Here is a 19,659-nt window from a genome sequence, read left to right on the forward strand (position 1 = left end):
GCAAGGCGCGTGATCAGCCCGCGGACGCTCTAGCGGTGATCTTGCCGTTACAGCGGCGGGTGACCGTGCGGGCGCGGAGGCGCGCCTCGCGGAGGCCCGGCCACAGAGCGAAGCGAACGTGGTTGGGCCGCAGCGAGGTCGCCGCAGCGCCCGTTCGCGGAGGAGGACACGGCCCGGAGGTAGCCCGCGAGCCGCCAGGCGAGCGGGCTGCCGGAGGGCCGTGCCCGCACGGAGCGAACCAGCAACATTGTCGCACCCGCTGGCTACCGTCGGGCCATGGCGGTTTCGCGGTCCAGCGGGAACGAGACGGCCGGCGGGCGGGCCAACCGGTCGCGGGCCGACGGTGGGTTTCGGTGTAGCGAGTGCGGCACCGAGTCGATTCGCTGGGCGGGGCGCTGCGCGCGCTGCCAGGCGTGGGGGACGCTCGAGGCGCAGCGTGCCGCGCCGCGGCGGGCGGCCGTGCCAGGCTCGGGTGCCACCGCGGCCGCCACGGTGACCGTTCCGGCCCAGCCGGTCACGGAGGTGGACCCAACACCGGCGAACCGGCGGGCCTCCGGCGTCGACGAGCTCGACCGGGTGCTCGGCGGCGGGATCGTGCCGGGCGCCGTGATCCTGCTCGCCGGCGAGCCGGGGGTGGGCAAGTCGACGCTGTTGCTGGAGGTCGCCGCGCGCAGCGCGGAGGCCGGTCACCGGGCGCTCATCGTCACCGGCGAGGAGTCGGCCGCGCAGGTCAGGCTGCGCGCCGGGCGCACCGGCACGCTGCACCCCGACCTGTGGCTCGCGGCCGAGACGGACCTCGGGGCGCTGCTGGGCCACGTCGAGGAGGTCAAGCCGACGCTGCTGGTGGTCGACTCGATACAGACGATCTCCGCCGCCGGCGCCGAGGGCGTGGCGGGTGGCGTGACCCAGGTCCGCGAGGTCGCCGCCGCGCTGATCCGTACGGCCAAGGCGCTCGGCCTCGCCACGGTGCTGGTCGGGCACGTCACCAAGGAGGGCACGGTCGCCGGCCCGCGGCTGCTGGAGCACCTCGTCGACGTGGTGCTGCATTTCGAGGGCGACCAGCAGACCGCGCTGCGGATGATCCGCGCGGTCAAGAACCGCTACGGGCCGACGGACGAGGTCGGCTGCTTCGAGATGAACGAGAACGGCATCTGGGGCATCGCCGACCCGAGCGGCCTGTTCCTGTCCCGAGGTGCGACCGCGAGCGCCGTTCCGGGCGTGTGCGTCACCGTGATGGTCGAGGGCCGTCGGCCACTCGTCGCCGAGGTCCAGGCGCTCGTCGCTCCGCAGAACGTCGTCGCCAGAACCGGCGGGGGCGGCGGGTCGGGCGGCGCGGGGCCGGCCCCGTTGCCGCCGCGGCGGGCGGTGTCCGGGCTCGACGGCGCCCGCGTCGCGATGATCACCGCCGTGCTGCAGAAGCGGTCTGGATTCACCAGCCTCGGGGGGAGTGACATCTTCGCGGCCTCCGTCGGCGGCGTGCGGCTGTACGAGCCGGCCTCGGACCTGGCCGTGGCGCTGGCGATGGTGAGCTCGGTGCAGGAGCGGGCGATCCCACCCGACCTGATCGCGCTCGGCGAGGTCGGGCTGACCGGCGAGATCCGCGCCGTCAGCGGCGTCGAGCGGCGGCTGGCGGCCGCGGCCAGGCTCGGCTTCCGGCGCGCGCTCGTGCCCCGCCTGTCCGGGATGACCCCGGAAGGGATGACGGTGACGGAGGTTACCGATCTGCCCACCGCGATCGGCGAGATGTATGCCGGATAGCGGTCTGGAACGGCCGCGGGCGGCGTGTTCACCGAGATGTTCACCTGGAGGGCCGCCCGGCGGCGGCTGTCCGGAGTGACCTGACGATCCATCGAGGTGTGCATCCATCAAAGTTTCGACAGGGAGATGCCCGCTCGGGCAACAAGGTGTGGTTAGGGCGACCTGTTCGCTAGGTCAAATGTTTTTCGGCCGTCGCGCGTGGAGGCCCTCCATGGTGGTACCCGCGGGCTCGATAGCATTGCGAACGTGGTAAGAGAGCTTGGCCGCGGCGCCGGCGCACGGGCGGCGGCATAGTCGCTCGTCCGGAGGTTCTGGGCGGGAGGAGTAGAGGAGCCCGATGGCAGGACCACCCGGGGATGACGTCTTCCGGGCCACGCTGGCCGCCGTGGCGCCCGGAACCCCCTTTCGCGACGGCCTCGAGCGCATCCTCCGTGGTCACACCGGCGCGCTGATCGTCCTCGGTCGCGACAAGGTCGTGGAGGGGATCTGCACCGGCGGTTTCGAGCTGGATGTGGAGTTCTCGGCGACCCGGCTGCGGGAGCTCGCCAAGATGGACGGCGCGATCGTGCTGTCGTCCGACCTCGCCCGGATCGTGCGCGCCGCGGTCCACCTGGTGCCGGACCCGATGATTCCGACGGAGGAGTCCGGGACGCGGCACCGCACCGCCGAGCGGGTGGCCAGGCAGACCGGCCTGCCCGTCATCTCGGTAAGCCAGTCGATGCACATCATCGCGTTGTACGTCGTCGGCCGTCGCTACGTGCTCGATGGCTCGGCCGCGATCCTCTCCCGCGCGAACCAGGCGCTGGCGACGCTGGAGCGCTACAAGATGCGGCTCGACGAGGTCGCCGGCACGCTGTCCGCCCTGGAGATCGAGGATCTCGTGACCGTGCGCGACGCGATCTCCGTCCTGCAGCGGCTCGAGATGGTCCGCCGGATCGCCGACGAGATCGAGAGCTACGTCGTCGAGCTCGGCACGGACGGCCGGCTGCTCTCGCTGCAGCTCGAGGAGCTGATGGCCGGCGTCGAGACCGAGCGCGAGCTGACCGTGCGCGACTACCTGCCCGCCAGCGCCAAGGTCGGCAGCCCGGCAGAGGTGCTCACCGACCTGGCGGCGATGTCGGCGACCGATCTGCTCGACCTGACCGCGCTCGCGCGGACCCTCGGGCTCGGCGGCGGCGCCGACGTGCTGGACCGCCAGATCAGCCCGCGCGGCTACCGCATGCTCGCGAAGATCCCACGCCTGCCGCGCCTGATCGTCGACCGCCTCGTCGACCACTTCGCCACCCTGCAGAAGCTCCTCGCCGCCGGCGTCGACGACCTGCAGGCCGTCGAGGGCGTGGGCGAGACCCGGGCCAAGGCCGTCCGCGAGGGCCTCTCCCGCCTCGCCGAGTCCTCCATCCTCGAGCGCTACGCGTAGCGCTGGCGCTCGGCGCCGGCCTCGCACCGAGCGCCAGCCCGGTGTGGTCGCGGAGACGACGGTGGTGCGCGCAGTGCAGGGGTGGTGCGCGTTTGTGGTGGGCCGGGGCGGCCGGTAGGTTCGGGGCGAGCTTCGTCGGCCCGGAAGGGCCTGGGGTGGCCCGGCGGGATGGTTCTTCTTGTCTCAGGACGTGGCTGGCTGGCCTGGCGGGGATCGCCGGGGTGTCGGCGGCCTCCTGATCGGTCTGGATTCTGGTGAGGTCTGAGATCAAGCGAGGTCAGCGGTGACCGGGGCGAACGCGGCTGACGCGCGGGTCGCCGTCGTCGTGCCGGCGGCCGGCCGAGGCGAGCGGCTCGGCGGCGGGGTACCCAAGGCGCTGCGTCCGCTCGGCGGCCGCCCCATGTTGGTGCACGCGGTGCAGTCGCTGTTGGCGGCCGATCTGGTGTCGCAGATCGTCGTGGCCGCCCCGCCCACCCTGGTGGAGGTGGTGAGCCGGCTGCTCGGCCCCGATGTGCGGGTGCTGCCGGGCGGCGCCGAGCGGGTCGACTCGGTGCGCGGCGCGCTGCGCGCGCTCGACGACGACATCCGCGTGGTGCTGGTGCACGACGCGGCCCGCCCGCTCACCCCGCCGTCGCTCGTGGACGCGGTCGCGAGGGCCGTGCTCGGCGGGCATCCGGCTGTCATCCCGGTGCTGGCGCTCGCGGACACCGTCAAGGAGGTCGACGCGGACGGGCGGGTGCTGCGCACCCCGCCGCGCGGCGGCCTGCGCGCGGTCCAGACCCCGCAGGGCTTCCGCCGGGAGGTGCTGGAGGCGGCCTACGCGAGCCAGGAGGACGGCCAGCCGGCGGTGACCGACGACGCCGGCCTCGTGGAGCGGCTCGGAGTGCCGGTGGCGACCATCCCCGGCGCGGACGAGGCGTTCAAGGTGACCCGGCCCGCGGACCTGATCTTCGCCGAGGCGCTGCTGGCCCGGCGGCCGCTGGCCGAGTCCGGCCGGTCGTCGTGACCGCGCCCGCCTCCGCGCCCGGCCCGGCGGCGCCGTCCGCCCCGGTGGCGCTGCCGCGCGTCGGCGTCGGCGTCGACGTGCACCCGTTCGAGCAGGGCCGGCCCTGCTGGGTCGCCTGCCTGTCCTGGGAGGGCGAGACCGGCCTCGCCGGGCACTCCGACGGCGACGTCGCCGCGCACGCGGCCTGCGACGCGCTGCTGATCGCCTCGGGGCTGGGTGACCTCGGCAAGGTGTTCGGCACCGACCGGCCGGAGTGGTCCGGCGCGTCCGGTACGGCGCTCCTCGGCGAGACCGCCCGGCTGCTGGCCGCCGACGGCTGGACGATAGGCAACGTCGCCGTTCAGGTCGTCGGGAACCGGCCGCGGATGTCGAAGCGGCGCGACGAGGCCGCGGCGGCGATGTCGGCGGCACTCAGCGGCGCACCGGTCAGCGTGTCCGCGACGACGACGGACGGCCTGGGGCTCACCGGCCGGGGCGAGGGCCTCGCCGCCATCGCCACGGCCCTGGTCGCGCGGCTGTAGAGCCGGCCGCGTGGCCGGTCCGCCCCGTCGGCCCGGCCACGGCGGCGGCACGGGCGAGATGCCAACTTGGCATTCCTAGTCCGGCGTCGGGCCCGCGATGGGGAAGGTTGACCGAAAAGCCCAACCTTTGCTGGATGCAAGTGGCCGGGACGGGTCGTCGCTGGGCGCGGCTGCTGGCCGGGTGGTTCCTCTTGGAGCGCGCTGATGGGTGTACGGCTGCCGGAGACGGTGAGGGCGCTGGCGGACGCGCCGACCTATGTCACCCTGGCGACACTGCGGCCGGACGGCTCGCCGCGGTTGACGGTGCTGTGGATCGAGCGTGACGGTGACGATCTGCTGCTCTCGACGGTCCGCGGCCGGGCCAAGGAACGCGACCTCGCGCGCGACGGGCGGGTAGCGCTGATGTTCCTCGACCAGAGCGACCCGTACTCGTATGTCGAGGTACGCGGCACGGCGGCGCTGTCCGAGGACGGCGGTCGTGAGCTCATCGACCGTCTTGCCGTGAAGTACACCGGTGAGCCCTACAAGTGGGACGAGCCAGACGCCGTCCGCGTCGTTATCCGGGTGGCTCCCACCCGAATCCTCACGACCGGCTGAGCGCAGCCAAATACCCGGACTCGGAATCACCGACAGGACACTCGGCGCCTGACGAGCTGGCCCGTAGGTATTCTTGACAGGTGAGCCTGCACCTGTATGACACGCGTACGAGGCGCGCGCGGCCGTTCGAGCCGCTGCGCCCCGGCCACGTGGGCATCTACGTGTGTGGGCCGACCGTCCAGTCCGGCCCGCACGTCGGCCACCTACGCTCCGCGGTCGCCTTCGACCTGCTGCGGCGCTGGCTGCTCGCGTCCGGATACGCCGTGACGTACGTACAGAACGTCACGGACATCGACGACAAGATCATCACCAACGCGGGCCGGGAGGGCATCTCCGTCTGGGAGCTGGCCACCCGGGAGACCCGGGCGTTCGACGACGCCTACCGGTCGGTCGGCATCCTGCCGCCGACGATCGAGCCACGGGCGACGGCGCACATACCCGAGATGCACGCCCTGATCGCCCGCCTGATCGAGGCCGGCTTCGCCTATGAGGGCGCCGGCTCGGTGTGGTTTCGCGTCGGCCGGTATGCCGACTACGGCGCCCTGTCCAACCAGCGGCCGGACGCCATGCAGGCCTCGCCCGAGGCCGAGCCGGGCAAGGCCGACCCGCGGGACTTCGCCCTGTGGAAGGCGTCCCGCCCCGGCGAGCCGGCCTGGGAATCCCCCTGGGGCCTCGGGCGGCCCGGCTGGCATCTCGAATGCTCCGCGATGGCCGGCAAGTACCTCGGCCAGGTGTTCGACATCCACGGCGGCGGCCTGGACCTGGTGTTCCCGCACCACGAGAACGAGCGGGCGCAGACGGTGTGCGCGACCGCCGGCCACGGGGGCCTGCCGGCCGAGCCGGAGATGGCCCGGTACTGGATGCACACCGGGCTGCTGACGACCGGTGGCACGAAGATGTCCAAGTCACTGGGCAACTCGTTCTTCGTGACCGACGTGCTCGAGCAGGTGCGCCCGCAGGTGCTGCGCTACCACCTGCTCTCCGCGCACTATCGCTCGACGCTCGAGTACAGCGCCGCGACGCTCGCCGAGTCGGCGGCGGCGTACGACCGGGTGGAGACGTTCGTCCGCAACGCCCTGGACATCCTCGGCGGACCGGAGACCGCGGCCGCGCTGGCGACCGAGGGGCCCGCCGCGCCCGCGCACCAGGAGCCGAGAGCCCGGGGGAAGAGCGCCAAGGGCAGGCAGGCGAGGGGCGGCCAGAGCACGGCCGGCGCGGACGCGGCGCCCCAGACGACACCGGCGGCGCTGTGGGCCGACTTCGCCAGGGCGCTCGACGACGACCTCAGCATCGGACGGGCGTTCGCGGCGCTCTTCGGCGCGGTGAGCCAGGGCAACCAGGTGCTGGCCAAGGCACACAGCCGCGAGCTCGCCAGCTGGGTGGTGGTCGCCCGGCGCATGCTCGCCGTCCTCGGCCTCGACCCGGTCGAGCAGTGGCCGGCCGCCGGCGCTGAGCTTCGTCCCGCGCTCGACAGCGTCATGGAGATCGTTCTGGACCTGCGCTCGTCCGCGCGGGCCCGCCGTGACTTCTCCGAGGCCGACTCGATCCGCGCCCGCCTCACCGCCGCCGGCATCATCGTCGACGACACCCCCGAAGGCCAGCGCTGGCATCTGTGACATTGGTTCGCTCCGTGCGGACGGCGCGCTCCGGCCCCGTACTCGCTTCGCTCCCACGGGACCTCCGCGCGCCGTCCTCCTCCGCTCACGTGCGCTCCGGCGACCTCCGCTGCGGCACCCCTACGTCGCTTCGCTCGTAGGGATGCCTCCGCGGAGGCGCGCCTCCGCGCCAGCACGGTCACCCGTCGCTGAACGTCACCACTTCACAGTCACACGCATTCGTGGGACCACTTCACTTCGCTCGTGGGCAGGGCTCCGCGGAGGCGCGCCTCGGCGCCAGCACGGTCACCCGTCGCTGAACGTCACCACTTCACAGTCACACGCATTCGTGGGACCACTTCACTTCGCTCGTGGGCAGGGCTCCGCGGAGGCGCGCCTCGGCGCCAGCTCGGTTGCGGGCGGCGTCAAATGGTCAGGCCCCGCACCGTGGTGGGACACGATGCGGGGCCTGACCTGACTGCCTGGCCGTTCTGGGGCGTTCTGGATCAGCGGGCGCGGACCGTGATGCGGGTCCAGGCGCCCAGGTAGACGCGGTCGCCGTCCTGGAGCGGTACCCGGCCGTTCGGCTCTATCGGGTCCGGCTCGTCGTTCAGCCGGGTCCCGTTCGTCGAGCCGGGGTCGAGCAGCGCGTAACCGCCGTCCGGCTGCCGCTCGAAGATCGCGTGCGCCCGGGAGATGCCCGGGTCCTCGGGGGCACCTGACAGGTCGATGTCCGGGTGGATGCCGCGGGACTCGCTGCGACGGCCGACGAGCAGCCGAGGACCGCTCAGCGGGAACACCCGCCGCGGGTAGAACGACGGGAACGGCACCCGATGGTCGTCGCCGCTGTCGTAGTACTCCCGCTCCGCCTCGACGACGGCCTCCCAGCTCGTCGCCACCGCTCCGCCGCCGCCACCGTTCCAGTTGGCCGCCGCGCCGGTGATGACGGGCTGACCGTAGTCGGCGTCGTCCCTGGGCGGGCCGGTCTGGCGTCGCCCGCCCTGCCCGGTGCTGGCACCGGGCACATGGCCGGTGGTGAAGTCCAGGCCGCAGTTCTCGCAGAACCGGGCGCCTGGCTCGTGGAACGCCCGGCAGTTCGGGCACTGTGGGTAGCGGCCGGCGCCGGCACGGTCGCCCCGCGCGCCGCGCTCCCCCCGGTCGGCCGGGCGGTCGTCGACGCCCAGCGGGTCCGGCTCGTAGCCGTATCCGCGCTCGGCCGGCGGCGCGGCGGCGCCGTCCCGGCCGCCTCGAGGGCCATACCCGTCCCGGTCGAGGGCGACGTCGTCCCGACCACCGCGCGGGTAGCCACCGGCACCGCCGGGAACACCAGCACCGCCAGGGACGCCAGCGCCGCCGTCACGGGCGTACTGGTCGCGGCCGTAGTCCTCTCGCCCGCCACGCGGCGCGTACCCACCGGAGCCGCCGTCGCGGCCGCGGGTGAACGTGTCGCGTTCCCGTCCGTCCGCGCCCTCCCGGCCGCCGCGGGCCGGGTAGCCGTCGTCCGGCTCGTCCCGGACGTCGCGACCACGCGGCGCGTAGCCACCGCGGCTTTCCGGGGTGTCCCGACCCTCGCCGCGGCCACGTGGCGGGTAGCTGCCGCGCTGGTCGTACGAGTCCGACCCGTATGCCGGGCGGGCCGTGCGGTCGTCGTAGCTCTCACCGCCGCCGCCGTACTCGTCGCCGGCGGGATACCCACCGCCGTACTGGTCGGCGGCGTACGGATCAGCGCCGGGGGCCGGGCCGCGACCACCGGGGTCGCTGCCACGGCGGATGCCGAGGGGGTCGTAACCGCCCCCGCCGCCGCCCCCACGGCCCGAGCCGCCCCCGTAGGAGCCGACTTGCGCGCCACGGTCGTCCGACCGATAGCCGTAACTGTCCTGACCACTCGTGATGCGGAGGCCGCATTGATCGCAGTAGTCGGGATTCTGGGACAGGTGCCCCTCCGGGCAGCGTGCGCTCACCTGATCACCTTCACCCGGACGGTCCTGGCCGGCCGGGCGCCGAGAGACCCCCCGTCACGCTGGCCGACCTCGCTTCCTCTGCCGAACCGTACCCGTTGTTGGATTATGGATCTGCACCGGCTTCTGTAGGAGCCGACAGGTTGCCTTGTTGCCTTCCTGGTCGCCGCGAGCCCCGAGCTGATGGCCGACGACAACGCCTCCAGTGTCGCAGCGGCTTCCGGGCGACTGGCACTGACCCGCCCGTGCTTACTCGCGCGGACGGTCAGGTGACCGCCGGGTAACAGCTTGCTCAACGATCCACGCGGACCGCGATCACGGTGATGTTGTCGTGCCCGCCCTGGTCGATGGCGAAGTCGACGAGGTGGCGGCCCACCTCGACCGCCTCGGCCTCCGGCGGCAGCTGGTTGATGATCGCGGCCATGACGTCCGGCCGGGACGCGTAGTTCCACAGCCCGTCGCTGCAGACCAGCACCGTCGCGGGCGCCTCGATCGGGAACACCGCCGTATGAGGGGCCACATCCTCCGCGTCGCCCCCTAGCCACCGGGTCAGCGTATGGGCACGCCGGTGTGTCTCGGCCTCCGAGGCCGGGATGAGGCCGGCCCTGGCGGCCTCCGCGGCCCAGGTGTCGTCCGCGGTGAGCCGTTCCGACCAGCGTGGGCCCAGCAGGTACACCCGGCTGTCGCCCACCCAGCCGACGGTGACCGTGCTCGGCCCGTCGACGGTCGGCGGCGAGATGATCGCGGCGGCGATCGTGCACGAGGGTGCCATCCGGCCCTCGGCGGCACTGAGCTCCGCGATCACCTCCTGCGCGGCGTGTACGGCCTGGTGCAGCGCGAGCTCGGCCTCCTCGGGGCCGAACCCGCCGACCAGGGCGCTCGGGACGGTGGCCGGCTCGTCGCCGTATTCGTCGTCCGACGGCTCGAGGACGTCGAGCATCTCGTCGCCCGGCCTGCGCCCGCCACCGCGGCTCACCGCCACGGGACGCCCCGGGCCGTGCGCGCGGATCGCGTCGGCGAGGATCGCGGTCGCGGTCGCGGCGGCGGCCGACGACGCCTGCGCGGAGCCGGGTGTCGTCGACACCCCGTCGCAGACGACGGCGATCAACGTCCCGAACACCTCGGCGACGCCCATGGCGTCCTCGTTGCTCGTGTGCCGCACGCCCCGGTCGCTGACACCGGCGATCGCGCCGAGGTCCTTCTCCCGGTGGTCGGAGTCGCCGCTGACCACCGGCGGACCCACCAGCGAGAACCCGCAGGCCTCGCAGTAGCGGTCGTCGTCGTAGATGGCGGCGATGCAGCGTGGGCAGCGGCCGGTGCGTTCGTCGATCAGGGACCGTCCTCTCTCCGGCATGCCGCGTTCGCGCGGGTCATAGCCGGACCCGCCTCCATAGCCGGCCCCCCTGGCATAGCCGGACTCGCCGACGTCGTAGCCTCCGGCGGCGTCGTGCTCCACGGTCATCCCGTTCTCCGGCGTCCCATGCATCGGCTGTGTCGGCATCCCGCGTCCGGGAGTCCCATCGCGTAGGTCACTCCAGGCCGGGCCGGGACAGGTGTCGACGGCATGGCTGCCCGACCCCCGCCGCGTCCGGACGGTGTGCGCGCAACCATTGTCGTGCCTCCCGCCCGCCGCGGTGCTTGCGGCGTCTCCCCGACCGGCTCGGATGCCCGGGGCCGGCTAGAGGAGAATCTTCGCAGCATAGGGCCCGATCCGTCGATGCCCACGATCACGAGGTAAGGCGTCGCGTATGCGATCATCGCCTCGCCCGGCTTCGCGGAGTGGTCGTTTCGACCACGTGTACGGACGGGTGGCCCGGAGGCCGCGCTGACATGGTGCCAATGATTACTGATCGTGGTGGACATAGGCAATTTTCCTGGTATGGCGTGCGTGCTCCACGAGCTCGGCGACTGTCCGGTCCCACCGCGTCGCCACCAGCCCCAACGAGATCGGTTACCGTTAGGTGCTTGGGTAAACCGCTGGCGACGGCGCGCGCTCAGGACGGCGCGACCACAGGAACTGGCTCGCGGACAGGGGTCCGGCGGGGCTGACGACGAGGGGTGACCCAGCAATGGCGACGGGACGGCGCGGCGGGGGAGGAGTGGCCCGTGGTGGCCACGGCGGCCGGGCCGCGAAGGGCGGGTCGCACCGCAAGGGCGCCTCGGCCGGCTCAGGCGGCCAGGGCCGGCGGGCGTTGAGCGGCAAGGGAGCGACCCCACCGGCCGAGATGCGCAAGGGCCACCCGGCCGCGCGGCGCGCCGCCGCGGTCGCCAGGGCTGACGACGCCGCGACGCGGACCGGCTCGACCGGCGCGCGGGCGGGTTCGACAAGCGGCGCCAGGGCGGGTTCGACGAGCGTCAGGGCCGGTTCGGCGGGGGCCAGGGCGGGTTCGGCTGGTGCCAGGACTGGTCGGGACGGCGCGGCTGGGCGCGGGCCGGTGGGAGGTGCGTCGGCCGGTGCCGCCGGGCGTGGCGCGCCCGGGCGGCGAGCCGGCGAGGCCGACGAACTCGTCGTCGGCCGTAACGCCGTCGTCGAGGCGCTGCGGGGCGGCGTGCCGGCGACGACTCTTTATGTGGCCAATGGCCTGGAGTTCGACGAGCGGCTGACGGAGGCCCGCAAGCTCGCCGGCCGCGCCGGGATGTCGGTCGTCGACGTCGGTCGGGCCGAGCTCGACCGGCTTTGCGGCGTGGCGCCGCACCAGGGCCTCGCCCTGGTCATCCCGCCCTACCAGTACGCACACCCGGACGACCTGCTCAAGCGGGCGCGGGCCGCCACCTCTGGTCTGCTCGTCGCGCTCGACGGAGTGACCGACCCGCGCAACCTGGGCGCGGTGGTCCGTTCCGCGGCGGCCTTCGGAGCTCAGGGGGTGGCCGTGCCGGAGCGGCGCGCCGCCGGGATGACGGCCGCGGCCTGGAAGACGTCGGCCGGCGCCGCGGCTCGGCTGCCGATCGCGCGCGCCACCAACCTCACCAGGACGCTGCGTTCGTTCGCCGACGGCGGGCTGGTGGTCGTCGGGCTGGCCGCCGACGCGGATGTCAGCCTCGACGACCTGGAGGCCGCGACCGACCCGCTCGTGCTCGTCATCGGCTCCGAGGGGCGGGGCCTGTCCCGGCTGGTGGGCGAGACCTGCGATCTGTTGGTCAGGATCCCGATGGCTGGCGACGTGGAGTCATTGAACGCCGGCGTGGCCGCCGGCGTCGCCCTGGCCGAGATCGCCCGGCGTCGGCGGGCCGCCCTGCCGGTCGGCTGACCGCCCCGCCAATCGGCTGACCGCCCCGCCGGTCGGCTGTCGGGAAGCCGCCGCCGCATCGCCAGACCGCCCCAACGGCCCGTGCGGCCCTTCGTACCGACGGGCGCGGCCCCGCGCCAGGAAGGCGCGGGGCCGGGCCACAGCGGCGCCGTCAGGCCGGCTGTTCGGTCCGGAACGTTCGTTCGGCCGCTGTCGTCATGACCGTCGATCAGTCGACGGTGCGGGTCCAGCATGGCCGGGCGGCCGCCGACGAGCCACCCTGGGACGTGTCACCGTGCGCCGGTGTGACGGAGCGCAGGATGTCCGGGTCGGCCGCCGACTTGCAGGGAACGACGGCCGACAGGAAACGCGGCGCGGATACGGCCGCGTCCGCCGGCTGAGCTGACGCGAGCCCGACACCGATGCTGGCCGCCAGGATCGGGGTGAGGACGGCGGCCCGAAGACGCCTCCCCGGAGATCCCAGGGACCCCCGCTGCGTCGACGATGAAGCCTGGCGCGGCAGGAGGCGCCTCAGCCGACGCGAACTGAGGTGGTTGCGCGCAGTGGACACCAGAGTTTTCCCTCCCCACGTCGCCAAGGAATTCGCCCGGCCTCAGCCGCGGTTAGGGCTCGCTGGCCCGTTCCTGGCTGTCTTGTGGCCGCCGGACGGCCGCCGTCGGCGGCCGTCGGCCGCCAGTCGGCGCTCGGCCCCATGGGCCGCTCGGCATCGCGCCACCAGGCATGAATCCCGGTCCGCGACCCGCTTCGGCGCTTCGTCACGCCGTCATTCCTCGGGCCTGCCGAATGTTTCGTTCAACCGGGCGGGGCAGGCACGCGGCGTGCCGCCCGGTGGTGCCCAACCCGTCGCCGGGCACGGCGAACACCATGCAACGTGGCCGGGCCGCGGGTAAAACCCGAAATTGATGGTGACGTGAATCACGTCGTCTTTGGGCATGCGAGCGACCTGTAGACGGCCCGGATAGGCCTGTTGATGATGCGGACGGTGGCCGCGCGCCCTTCCTCCGCAATCGCGAGCACGGCGCGTGGCCGGGCCGGTGATGCGCTGGCCGGTGAGTGGCTGAATAGCCGCGCATAGTCGTCGGCGTGACAAACGCCACCCGTCGATGATGCGAAAGCATTGATGACGGGTAAATCGGAAATTATCAGGCGAGTGCCGGCTCGACGACGCGGATGCGCACGGCGCGGAACTGGGCGGGTGCCTCGTCGAGGACTCGCCGGCGTGGATCCGGGACGGTCAGGAACGGCGGCACGGCGAGCCCGCGCAGTGCCGTGAGCCGCGGATCGTCGAGAACCTGTTCCGCCGCGCGCCGTTCGCCGCCGAGGACGACGGCGTCCAGCTCGCCCGCCACCGGCAGCAGGACGGCCGCCGCCACGTCCGCCGCGGCGGTGAGCGCCACCCGGACCTGGCCGTCGCGGCGCCGGGCGAACCGCTGCTGAGACCAGCCGCCGGCCGCGCTGCGCCCGTGCACCTGTCGGGCCCCGACCTTCGACGCGACCAGGCGGGAGCCGTCGAACACGCCCGCCGCATACCCGCCGAGCCGGACCAGCAACACCCCGACCCGCCGGTCGGCCAGCGCGTGCACGGCGAGCAGATGCCCCGGGGACGCATCCGCCCCGGTCGCTGACGCGTCCATCGCGGTCGCGGCCAGCAGCGGCGGAAAGGGCACCTGGCAGTCGGCGAGGGCGCCGTCGGCCGCCGTCCCCATGACCGCCTCCGGAGACACCGACCAGACGACGGAGCCATGCCGCTCGGCGAACCGGTCGAACCAGCCGGCCAGCCGCTCGGGGGCGACGTTCACCCAATGGCCGCCACCGGCGGCCGGAAGCCCTTGTCCCACCGCTTCATCATCACTGACATCCGCACTGACGTCGCACTGAGATTCGTACCGAGATCCGCACTGACGCCCGCTGTCCGGCCGGACAGCCACCCGACCCGCCGGCGATCCCTCTCACACGGACCGACGCATCGGCCGCCGGATACCCGAGAACGGTCCCGTCGCAATGTCGCAATGTCGCGGTGTCGCAACACCGGTAGGGCGCGATACCGGTACGGGGTTGCGACGGGGAGGACGGGGAGGCAGCGGACGGGGAGGCAGCTACGGAAGGGCGGGCGTGAGGGCGGGATCAGATACGGGCGACCTTGGCGGCGGCGCGCAGCCGCTGCCGCCACTCCTCGCGCAGCCGTGGGGCGAGGTCGCCGAGCGGCGCCGGGCGCCGGTCGGCCGCCCGGCGCCGGGCCTCCGCCCGCAGCGCCTCATGGCGTTCCAGGTCGAACCGCCGCCCGGCCTGCTCGCCGTTACCCGCCGCCCGCGACGACGACCGGGCCTGCGCGGGCACCAGCGGCCACATCGGCGTCGGCGCGGGCATCCGCTGAGCCGCCGCCGCTCGGGCCGCCGCGACCGCCGCCGACGCGACGGCGGACTCGTCGCGGGCCGCCTCGACGTGGGCATCGGTGATGTCGGGGAAGGCGCCGTGGAACTTGATCTCGATGCGCTGGCGGCGGGGCGCGCCGCCAGCCGGGTCCCGCGTCCAGCCCAGGAAGTACAGCGCGGAGGTGCCGCCGGCCTCGGCGTTGTCGTGCGGGTTGTAGCCGCCGCCGTCCCAGCCGAAGCCGGCGTGTTCGCGCAGCACCCAGCGCAGGCCCTGAATGACGATCGGGTCCGGTTCCACCAGTCGCAGCGCGACGTGCCGCTCCAGCTCGAGGCCACGCTCCCGGTCGACGAGGCCTTCCGGCAGGCTCGGCGACCTGCGCAGCATGAACATCTCGATCGTCGGCTGGCGGCCGGTCGGCGGGACCGACGCGCCGCCCGACGTCGCGTGGATGGCCGAAGCCGAAGCCGCGGTGCCGACAGCCGAAGCCGCGGTGCCGACGGTCGGAGCGGCGGTGCCGGCCAGCGTCGCGTGCGTGATCCGTACGTCGAGACTTTCGGCTGGGATGCCATAACGTTCAGCGAGCCGGCCCTTGACGATCACACTCGGGACGACCGGTCCCGGTGTCGCGCCCAGTTCGATCAGCGTGCCCAAAGCGCCGTCGAAGTCGTCCGGGAAGATGAGTAGCGCGCAGTGGTCCAGCACGCAGTGGCGAGAGATTGACGCGATAAGCGACTCAGCCGCGTCGACGCCGGCGAAGACCTCACTCAGCAGTCCTGCCTGGGACGACGAAGCCAGCGCGTCGCGCACGCCCCGGACGCGGGCGCGGTCAATGTCATCCAGCCCGACCGGTGCGTCCGCGGCGTCAACAGGGGCGGTATCAAGATCAGTCAACTGATCGAATCCCAGGTCTGTGCCGAGGCTTGGCCCGGTCATACGTCTCACGCCCCCAGTCGACCCGCGACGCGGTCATTGCCGACCTGCGGATCTTTTGTGGATCCATAAAAGTGTTGCCCAGCCGGGATGGCTGGTCGTCTGGGCGGATACGCCCGGATTCAGAAGAGCAACGGTACCGGGCTCGCCTGGCCGCCTCGGACGAGTCCAGGAGATTCCTTTGCCGGTGGGCGGACGGCATCTTTCTGTAGTTGTTCTGTGGTGAGTGCCGATAGTCGAGAGAAGTCGGGTCGGCGTGCAAAGATGGGCGCCGCAGCGGCCGGTTGTTCAGCCAGCGAACCACCGCCTTTATGTGATCGGCCGCCTGGTCGGGACATCGACCTCGCCGCGCCTATCCGAGCGGTACGTCCTGCGCAGAACAATTCGGCAGGCGTACGAAATGTGCGTCAGGCGTGGCGAAATTCGTCAGGCGGACGCTCTCCGGGGTGCTGCCGGGCGGCGGTGGCGCCGGGCCGCCCAGGGGCGGACGCCGCGACGGTGCGTCCTGGGCGCCGATCATCGAGGCGACGGCCGTACCACCAACGGTGGCACGTTGTCTCCGTCTTGTGGCGCCCAGAGGGCCTTCATCCGTATTGTCCCCGGGTGATATCGCCACCGGAGCACAGGGCGTCGGGCGTCATGGGAGCCGTCCCTCTGGTCGCACACCTGGCCCGGTGCCATGGTGTGCCGACCGCAGCGCAGCGTCGCCCCAGGCGGGGGACACATGGGTGACGGGCACGGCCAGCCATCGTGGCACGACGGCGCGCGGATGGCCGCCGCGAGCAGCGGCACTGGCGGGTTCGCCGCGCACGCTGGCTCCGCCGCGGGATCCCGGCGCGGGGCCGACGGCCCGGATCCGGACAGTGAGGTCTGGGAAGCGGAGCTCGTCGACGAACCATGGGATCCCGCCTACGCCTACACGGCCGACGACGTCGAGATCGTGGACGCGGATTCCCTCGAGCCGATCGTCGGTCGCTCCCAGGCCGGAGCCGCCGCGGAGCCCACCGTCGCGGCCCTCGTCCCAGATCCGGGAACCGGCCCGGAGCGTCCAACCGGGGCGACCGGTCGGACGCGGGCGAACAGCCCGACAGCGTTCACGGGCTCGACGCAGCCACCTGAGTCCGCCGCCTGGCCGATGAGGCCGCCGGCATCCGCGCCGACGGCCGAGGTGCCCGTGTCGGCCGAGGTGCCCGTGTCGGCCGAGGTGCCCATGTCGGACGAGGTGCCGGTGCCGGCCAAGGTGCCGGTGGCGGCGCGGCATCGGAGCGGCGGGTTGTTCCGCCGGCAGTTGGGGCCGCTTCCGCTGGTGGTGGTGGCCGGGGCCGTGGTGCTTGCCCTGGCGATCGGTGGGCTATCCATCCTGGCCGTCGGACGTGGCGCCGACGGGGGCGCCCGGGGACCGGGAGCTCGGCCAGATGCCGCGGCCGGGGCACCGGGCGGTGCCGCCTTGGCCGACGGCGGAGGGAATCTTGGTCCGGGCGGCGCGGGCGATGGCGGGGAGGCCGACGGATCGGCGCCCGGCGCGAATGCCGGTCCGGCTGGCGGTGGCGGGCCTGAGGGAGCGATTCCCGGGCTCGCCGGCGCCGCGGTGCCGGCCACGCCGATCACCGATGGACAGGCCACCCCGATCGCCACGCCAGCGCCCGGTCAGCCCGTCGCCACCGCCGGGCCCGGGTCCGGCGGTGGCGCGGACAGCCCCGGCGACTCGGGCGACGGTTCGCATGACTCGGGTGGTGGCACCCAGCCATCCGCCGGGCCGAGCGCCGCGCCGGCACCGTCGGCGTCGCCGACCTGCTACCGCGCCGGCTTCTTCACGACCGCCGTGCTCCGCTTCTGGGGCGTGCCGACCTGCTGATCAGGGCGCCGGGATCTGGGCGGCCAGTTCGCGTAGATGACGGTGCAGGCCGTCGTAGGCAGTGGCCGGCGGCAGGTATGCCTTCGCGACCTTGGCCAGGGCGCTGTAGTTGACGTCGACGACGTTGGCCAGCGGCGCCTCGCTGATCTGGCTGAGTAGCTGGTAGCTGTCGAGCGTCTCCAGCCCATACAGCTCGGACAGCCAGTTGACCATCTCCACCTGGCCTATTCGCCAGGCGTCCTCCAACGGCCGGCTCGACCCGATCGTGATCAGATGGGTGTCGCTCTCCAGCCGTGGCCACAGTGGGGCCCGTCCCTTGACCAGCTCGACGATCAGCGTCACGTCCATCGCGCCCTCGACGGCCGTCCCACAGGCCTCGCCCTCGCCCTGCCGGTAGTGACCATCACCGACGGAGAACAGCGCGCCTTCAACATTGACCCCGAGATAACAGGTCACGCCGGCCCGCATCTCCGGAGTGTCCATGTTCCCGCCGAACCGGTCGGGCACCAGCGCCGAACGGGCCTCGTAGGCGGCGGGCGCGACGCCGACCGTGCCGAGCATGGGTGACATCGGCAGGTCGACCTGGAACTCGGTTGTCAGCGCGCTGAAGGTGACGGTGCCCCTCGACTGGTCGACCTCGTAGATCCAGGTCCGCTCGGGCAGTGGCGGCTGAAGAGTCGCCGTCCGGTCCGTACCGGTCAGGCCGCCGAAGAACGGGATCGTCGTCGACGCGCCCCAGCCACGTGCCGGAGTGAGATCGACGAGGTGCAGAACGAGCGTGTCGCCTGGCTCGGCGCCCTCGACGTAGAACGGACCGGTCTGCGGGTTGACGAACGGCATCATCAACGCGCTGCTTGGCAGATCGGACGTCGTCCGCAGCCGTCCGCAGAACGCGTCCTCCGTCCACAACCGCAGGACGGTGCCCGGCCGCACCCGCCGGATCGGCGGCGCGCCACCGAACGTCCACGCGAACTGCTCGGGCTCCGGCCGGAACTCGACAATCTCCACCCGCGCCGCCTCCTTGGTCCGTGACGCCGTCCGCCGACGCCGCCCGCGTGTGGCCGCCTTGGCAGGCAGGTCCACGCGGCCGTCCGCCGGACGGCTCATCCAGCCCCATCGTCCAGCCACGCCGTCCGGGAGACCGGATGCCGCATCTCCCATTCTCGCTGGGTGTGCGCACGCGGTACGACGGGGGCGCCGGGTGATGCCCGTGATGCCTGTGATGCGCCGGGGCGTGTCAGCCGGGCGGCCGGGCCGGGCGGTGGCGATGCCCTTAGGGGGCGATTCCGTGGTGGCACTGAGCCGCTGTGGCACGCGGCCTGAAAGCTATTCCCGCCGCTCTTCCTCTCCATGTCGGCCGAGCGACAAGCGCCTGGGTATTCCCTTCTCGCCCGGCCTTCCGGTCGGCTGAGCTGGACTTTTCCTGCGCGCTCCGGCCGCGGGTAGGAGCGTGATCCCAGATGTTCCCGGTACGGACGGGAACGGGTTCCCTTCCGCCGGGAAAGCGTTCGTCGGGAATATCGAGACGTCGCCGGCGGGAGACCACGGCCAGGAATTCGGGGGTACCTACCTCCTTCCGCGCCGCGACGTCAAAAGGCGTCGCGCATCTGACAGGAGCAGTAGTAATGAACCGCATTTTCGCTTCGGTGTCCCGACGGGTCGGTACGGCGATGGTCGTCAGCGCGCTGGCGCTGGGTGTCGCCACCGCGGCGTGCTCTTCGGAGAGCACCAGTGACGCGGCGACGCCGGCGCCGGCGGTCGCCGCATCGGGTGCGACGCAGCCGGACAACACGGCCGAGGTGACGCCTGGCGCGGTGGAGCAGCCGGTGCCGACGTCGGCTGGCGGGGCGGCGTTCGCCGGCAGCGGCGGCGCGACGACGAACTGCCCGTCGAACACCTCCGGCAGTGCCTACTCCGGCGTCTGGGTGGCCCGGGACTCGAAGTCGTTCATCGCGAGCGTCACGATTTCGTTCACCGACTGCAACAAGCTCAACACCTCTCGGATCCGGATCGTGTCGCACAACTGGCTGGGCAACGCCAACTACTCGGACTGGGGCGTCGCAAAGAACACCAACTGGGGCTACATGGGCGTCTCGGTGACCGTGACCTACTACTTCCAGGGCCTCACGGAGCGGGTCCGCATCCTGCCGTCGACGAACGGCAGCGGCATCACGACCGATGGCACCGAGTCCTACGCCAACGGCACCAGCCGCCAGCTGGACAAGCAGCGCTACGGCCTCTACCGATAGACCGTCATCCCGACGCTCACTCCGATCGACCTGAACTCGGCTTGACCCGCCACCGTTCGCGGGGGGCGGCGGGTCAAGCCGGACCTCGACCGTAACGGCGGAACGGGCGATCCGGTCGGCGGACGGCTCGTGGCCCACCTGCTCGCCAGCTC

At 72.8% G+C, this 19,659-nt stretch carries 15 protein-coding genes and 1 pseudogene; 10 read left to right on the forward strand and 6 right to left on the reverse strand.

What is annotated here, in order from left to right; all coding sequences use genetic code 11:
* Nucleotides 1-276 precede the first annotated feature (276 nt).
* From radA to cysS, 6 genes are all read left to right on the forward strand, one after another.
* A complete protein-coding gene (gene radA, locus FRCN3DRAFT_RS0208110) occupies nucleotides 277-1,758 on the forward strand; it encodes a DNA repair protein RadA (protein WP_007512326.1) in 1,482 nt (493 codons plus the stop codon).
* Between the two features lie 337 nt (nucleotides 1,759-2,095).
* Nucleotides 2,096-3,175, forward strand: a complete 1,080-nt coding sequence (gene disA / locus FRCN3DRAFT_RS0208115) for a DNA integrity scanning diadenylate cyclase DisA (RefSeq protein WP_007512324.1) — start codon at nucleotides 2,096-2,098, stop codon at nucleotides 3,173-3,175.
* Between the two features lie 283 nt (nucleotides 3,176-3,458).
* Complete coding sequence (gene ispD / locus FRCN3DRAFT_RS0208120; protein WP_007512322.1) at nucleotides 3,459-4,181, forward strand: 2-C-methyl-D-erythritol 4-phosphate cytidylyltransferase; 723 nt, start codon at nucleotides 3,459-3,461, stop codon at nucleotides 4,179-4,181.
* A complete protein-coding gene (ispF, locus tag FRCN3DRAFT_RS0208125) occupies nucleotides 4,178-4,702 on the forward strand; it encodes a 2-C-methyl-D-erythritol 2,4-cyclodiphosphate synthase (RefSeq protein WP_007512321.1) in 525 nt (174 codons plus the stop codon). Before ispD ends, ispF begins: the two co-directional genes overlap by 4 nt.
* Before the next feature lie 204 nt (nucleotides 4,703-4,906).
* Nucleotides 4,907-5,299, forward strand: coding sequence for a PPOX class F420-dependent oxidoreductase (locus tag FRCN3DRAFT_RS0208130; RefSeq protein ID WP_007512319.1), 393 nt, complete (start codon nucleotides 4,907-4,909; stop codon nucleotides 5,297-5,299).
* 80 nt (nucleotides 5,300-5,379) lie between these two features.
* Nucleotides 5,380-6,915, forward strand: coding sequence for a cysteine--tRNA ligase (gene cysS / locus FRCN3DRAFT_RS0208135; RefSeq protein WP_007512317.1), 1,536 nt, complete (start codon nucleotides 5,380-5,382; stop codon nucleotides 6,913-6,915).
* A gap of 485 nt (nucleotides 6,916-7,400) precedes the next feature.
* On the opposite strand, the gene FRCN3DRAFT_RS0208140 is transcribed toward cysS, so the two are convergent.
* From FRCN3DRAFT_RS0208140 to FRCN3DRAFT_RS0208145, 3 genes and pseudogenes are all read right to left on the reverse strand, one after another.
* Nucleotides 7,401-8,855, reverse strand: a complete 1,455-nt coding sequence (locus FRCN3DRAFT_RS0208140) for an FHA domain-containing protein (RefSeq protein ID WP_007512315.1) — start codon at nucleotides 8,853-8,855, stop codon at nucleotides 7,401-7,403.
* A gap of 54 nt (nucleotides 8,856-8,909) precedes the next feature.
* Nucleotides 8,910-8,996 (reverse strand): annotated as a pseudogene (locus FRCN3DRAFT_RS57595) (hypothetical protein); the annotation flags it as partial.
* Nucleotides 8,997-9,144: 148 nt separating this feature from the next.
* The gene (locus FRCN3DRAFT_RS0208145) at nucleotides 9,145-10,314 is read right to left on the reverse strand and encodes a PP2C family protein-serine/threonine phosphatase (RefSeq protein ID WP_007512313.1); all 1,170 of its coding nucleotides are present in this window, start codon (nucleotides 10,312-10,314) and stop codon (nucleotides 9,145-9,147) included.
* A 607-nt stretch (nucleotides 10,315-10,921) separates the two neighbouring features.
* On the opposite strand from FRCN3DRAFT_RS0208145, the gene rlmB reads away from it, so the two are divergent.
* Nucleotides 10,922-12,100, forward strand: coding sequence for a 23S rRNA (guanosine(2251)-2'-O)-methyltransferase RlmB (gene rlmB / locus FRCN3DRAFT_RS0208150; RefSeq protein WP_007512312.1), 1,179 nt, complete (start codon nucleotides 10,922-10,924; stop codon nucleotides 12,098-12,100).
* Nucleotides 12,101-12,297: 197 nt separating this feature from the next.
* The gene (locus tag FRCN3DRAFT_RS55965) at nucleotides 12,298-12,480 is read left to right on the forward strand and encodes a hypothetical protein (protein WP_027140367.1); all 183 of its coding nucleotides are present in this window, start codon (nucleotides 12,298-12,300) and stop codon (nucleotides 12,478-12,480) included.
* Nucleotides 12,481-13,242: 762 nt separating this feature from the next.
* On the opposite strand, the gene FRCN3DRAFT_RS0208160 is transcribed toward FRCN3DRAFT_RS55965, so the two are convergent.
* Both FRCN3DRAFT_RS0208160 and FRCN3DRAFT_RS43280 read right to left on the reverse strand, forming a co-directional pair.
* Nucleotides 13,243-13,938, reverse strand: a complete 696-nt coding sequence (locus tag FRCN3DRAFT_RS0208160) for an acVLRF1 family peptidyl-tRNA hydrolase (RefSeq protein ID WP_035924501.1) — start codon at nucleotides 13,936-13,938, stop codon at nucleotides 13,243-13,245.
* A 286-nt stretch (nucleotides 13,939-14,224) separates the two neighbouring features.
* Complete coding sequence (locus tag FRCN3DRAFT_RS43280; RefSeq protein ID WP_157845190.1) at nucleotides 14,225-15,364, reverse strand: hypothetical protein; 1,140 nt, start codon at nucleotides 15,362-15,364, stop codon at nucleotides 14,225-14,227.
* 763 nt (nucleotides 15,365-16,127) lie between these two features.
* Between FRCN3DRAFT_RS43280 and FRCN3DRAFT_RS0208170 the strand changes: the two genes are divergently transcribed.
* On the forward strand, nucleotides 16,128-17,258 hold the full coding sequence (locus FRCN3DRAFT_RS0208170) for a hypothetical protein (RefSeq protein ID WP_007512305.1): 1,131 nt from the start codon (nucleotides 16,128-16,130) through the stop codon (nucleotides 17,256-17,258).
* Here FRCN3DRAFT_RS0208170 and FRCN3DRAFT_RS0208175 read toward each other — a convergent pair whose 3' ends face one another.
* The gene (locus tag FRCN3DRAFT_RS0208175) at nucleotides 17,259-18,266 is read right to left on the reverse strand and encodes an acetamidase/formamidase family protein (RefSeq protein WP_007512303.1); all 1,008 of its coding nucleotides are present in this window, start codon (nucleotides 18,264-18,266) and stop codon (nucleotides 17,259-17,261) included. It abuts the gene before it with no gap.
* 617 nt (nucleotides 18,267-18,883) lie between these two features.
* Between FRCN3DRAFT_RS0208175 and FRCN3DRAFT_RS0208180 the strand changes: the two genes are divergently transcribed.
* Nucleotides 18,884-19,507, forward strand: coding sequence for a hypothetical protein (locus tag FRCN3DRAFT_RS0208180; RefSeq protein ID WP_007512302.1), 624 nt, complete (start codon nucleotides 18,884-18,886; stop codon nucleotides 19,505-19,507).
* The last annotated feature ends 152 nt before the right edge of the window (nucleotides 19,508-19,659 follow it).

Source organism: Pseudofrankia saprophytica (genome assembly GCF_000235425.2).
Lineage (GTDB): Bacteria > Actinomycetota > Actinomycetes > Frankiales > Frankiaceae > Pseudofrankia > Pseudofrankia saprophytica.

Excerpts from the sequence above, each read along its gene's own strand:
- FRCN3DRAFT_RS0208180 (WP_007512302.1), top strand. The coding sequence starts at position 18,884 with ATGAACCGCATTTTCGCTTCGGTGTCCCGACGGGTCGGTACGGCGATG.
- rlmB (WP_007512312.1), top strand. The coding sequence starts at position 10,922 with ATGGCGACGGGACGGCGCGGCGGGGGAGGAGTGGCCCGTGGTGGCCAC.
- FRCN3DRAFT_RS0208170 (WP_007512305.1), top strand. The coding sequence starts at position 16,128 with ATGGGTGACGGGCACGGCCAGCCATCGTGGCACGACGGCGCGCGGATG.
- FRCN3DRAFT_RS0208145 (WP_007512313.1), bottom strand. The coding sequence starts at position 10,314 with ATGACCGTGGAGCACGACGCCGCCGGAGGCTACGACGTCGGCGAGTCC.
- FRCN3DRAFT_RS55965 (WP_027140367.1), top strand. The coding sequence starts at position 12,298 with ATGACCGTCGATCAGTCGACGGTGCGGGTCCAGCATGGCCGGGCGGCC.
- radA (WP_007512326.1), top strand. The coding sequence starts at position 277 with ATGGCGGTTTCGCGGTCCAGCGGGAACGAGACGGCCGGCGGGCGGGCC.
- disA (WP_007512324.1), top strand. The coding sequence starts at position 2,096 with ATGGCAGGACCACCCGGGGATGACGTCTTCCGGGCCACGCTGGCCGCC.
- FRCN3DRAFT_RS0208130 (WP_007512319.1), top strand. The coding sequence starts at position 4,907 with ATGGGTGTACGGCTGCCGGAGACGGTGAGGGCGCTGGCGGACGCGCCG.